This is a genomic window from Pseudoalteromonas sp. 0303 (assembly GCF_013349995.1).
In the GTDB taxonomy this organism is placed as follows: domain Bacteria; phylum Pseudomonadota; class Gammaproteobacteria; order Enterobacterales; family Alteromonadaceae; genus Pseudoalteromonas.
In genome coordinates this window covers 1-3,115 of sequence record NZ_JABVXF010000079.1, presented here as the reverse complement: position 1 = coordinate 3,115, position 3,115 = coordinate 1, and the positions used below count along the sequence as shown (strand labels likewise).

1 rRNA gene is annotated in these 3,115 nt (G+C 49.3%); it reads left to right on the top strand.

Going from position 1 to position 3,115, the window contains the following annotated elements:
• The first annotated feature begins 200 nt into the window (after positions 1-200).
• Positions 201-3,083 (top strand): 23S ribosomal RNA (locus HUS62_RS22115).
• The last annotated feature ends 32 nt before the right edge of the window (positions 3,084-3,115 follow it).

The window sequence follows — 3,115 nt, the reverse complement described above, 5'->3', positions numbered from 1 at the left end:
TGCTCTTTAAAAATTTGGAAAGCTGATATTAAAATTCTTATAGATATTCGTATCTATAAAGAGTTTTCAAAAGTAAAAAATATGCCAGTTAATCAGCAATGATTAATCGGTATCTACTTTAGTATTCTCATCATTATTTGATGAATTAACTTCTGGCGAAGTTAACAGCTGTCACTAACAAAGACCCGTTTGGGTTGTATGGTTAAGTGACTAAGCGTACACGGTGGATGCCTTGGCAGTTGGAGGCGATGAAGGACGTATTAACTTGCGATAAGCCTAGTCAAGCTAGTAAAAAGCGCTTGAGACTAGGATTTCCGAATGGGGAAACCCACCTGCTTGCAGGTATCTTGCACTGAATACATAGGTGTAAGAGGCGAACGCGGAGAACTGAAACATCTAAGTACCCGTAGGAACAGAAATCAACCGAGATTCCGGAAGTAGCGGCGAGCGAAACCGGACCAGCCCTTAAGCTTATTATGTGTTAGTGGAACATTCTGGAAAGTTTGACGATACAGGGTGATAGTCCCGTACACGAAAATGCATCTTAAGTGAAATCGAGTAGGTCGGAGCACGTGAAACTTTGACTGAATATAGGTGGACCATCATCTAAGGCTAAATACTCCCAACTGACCGATAGTGAACCAGTACCGTGAGGGAAAGGCGAAAAGAACCCCTGTGAGGGGAGTGAAATAGAACCTGAAACCGTGTACGTACAAGCAGTAGGAGCCCTTCGAGGGTGACTGCGTACCTTTTGTATAATGGGTCAGCGACTTATATTTTGTAGCGAGGTTAACCGATTAGGGTAGCCGTAGGGAAACCGAGTCTTAACTGGGCGTATAGTTGCAAGGTATAGACCCGAAACCCGGTGATCTAGCCATGGGCAGGTTGAAGGTTGAGTAACATCAACTGGAGGACCGAACCCACTAACGTTGAAAAGTTAGGGGATGACCTGTGGCTAGGAGTGAAAGGCTAATCAAACCGGGAGATAGCTGGTTCTCCCCGAAATCTATTTAGGTAGAGCCTCGGACGAATACTTACGGGGGTAGAGCACTGTTAAGGCTAGGGGGTCATCCCGACTTACCAACCCTTTGCAAACTCCGAATACCGTAAAGTACTATCCGGGAGACACACGGCGGGTGCTAACGTCCGTCGTGAAGAGGGAAACAACCCAGACCGCCAGCTAAGGTCCCAAAGTCATAGTTAAGTGGGAAACGATGTGGAAAGGCCCAGACAGCCAGGAGGTTGGCTTAGAAGCAGCCATCCTTTAAAGAAAGCGTAATAGCTCACTGGTCGAGTCGGTCTGCGCGGAAGATGTAACGGGGCTAAACTATGCACCGAAGCTGCGGATTCAAACTTTGTTTGAGTGGTAGGGGAGCGTTCTGTAAGCCGTTGAAGGTGAACCGGGAGGTTTGCTGGAGGTATCAGAAGTGCGAATGCTGACATGAGTAACGATAATGCGGGTGAAAAACCCGCACGCCGGAAGACCAAGGGTTCCTATCCCATGTTAATCAGGGTAGGGTAAGTCGACCCCTAAGGCGAGGCCGAAAGGCGTAGTCGATGGGAAACGGGTTAATATTCCCGTACTTGGTATAATTGCGATGGGGGGACGGAGCAGGCTAAACAAGCATGGCGTTGGTTGTCCATGTGAAAGTGAGTAGGTTGGTGACTTAGGAAAATCCGGACTCTTAAGACTGAGACACGAGACGAGCACCCAAGGGTGTGAAGTTGTTGATGCCATACTTCCAGGAAAAGCCTCTAAGCTTCAGATTATACCGAATCGTACCCCAAACCGACACAGGTGGTCAGGTAGAGAATACTAAGGCGCTTGAGAGAACTCGGGTGAAGGAACTAGGCAAAATTGTACCGTAACTTCGGGAGAAGGTACGCTCCTATCTGTGATGAGACTTGCTCTCTAAGCGGACGGGAGCCGCAGTGACCAGGTGGCTGGGACTGTTTATTAAAAACACAGCACTGTGCAAAATCGCAAGATGACGTATACGGTGTGACACCTGCCCGGTGCCGGAAGGTTAATTGATGGGGTTAGTTTTCGGACGAAGCTCTTGATCGAAGCCCCGGTAAACGGCGGCCGTAACTATAACGGTCCTAAGGTAGCGAAATTCCTTGTCGGGTAAGTTCCGACCTGCACGAATGGTGTAACCATGGCCACGCTGTCTCCACCCGAGACTCAGTGAAATTGAAATCGCAGTGAAGATGCTGTGTACCCGCGGCTAGACGGAAAGACCCCGTGAACCTTTACTACAGCTTGGCACTGAACATTGACCCTACATGTGTAGGATAGGTGGGAGGCTTTGAAGCAGAAACGCTAGTTTTTGTGGAGCCGTCCTTGAAATACCACCCTTGTAGTGTTGATGTTCTAACGTTGGTCCCTGATCGGGATTACGGACAGTGCCTGGTGGGTAGTTTGACTGGGGCGGTCTCCTCCCAAAGAGTAACGGAGGAGCACGAAGGTTGGCTAAGTACGGTCGGACATCGTACGGTTAGTGTAATGGTAGAAGCCAGCTTAACTGCGAGACAGACACGTCGAGCAGGTACGAAAGTAGGTCATAGTGATCCGGTGGTTCTGAATGGAAGGGCCATCGCTCAACGGATAAAAGGTACTCCGGGGATAACAGGCTGATACCGCCCAAGAGTTCATATCGACGGCGGTGTTTGGCACCTCGATGTCGGCTCATCACATCCTGGGGCTGAAGTCGGTCCCAAGGGTATGGCTGTTCGCCATTTAAAGTGGTACGCGAGCTGGGTTTAGAACGTCGTGAGACAGTTCGGTCCCTATCTGCCGTGGGCGTTTGAGAATTGAGAGGGGTTGCTCCTAGTACGAGAGGACCGGAGTGAACGAACCGCTGGTGTTCGGGTTGTCATGCCAATGGCACTGCCCGGTAGCTACGTTCGGAACTGATAAGCGCTGAAAGCATCTAAGCGCGAAGCAGGCCTCGAGATGAGTTCTCACTAGACTTTTAAAGTCTCTGAAGGGCCGTTGAAGACTACAACGTTGATAGGCAGGATGTGGAAGTGGTGTGAGCCATTAAGCTAACCTGTACTAATTACCCGTGAGGCTTAACCATACAACGCCAAACGCGTTTTATGACAGCGTAAC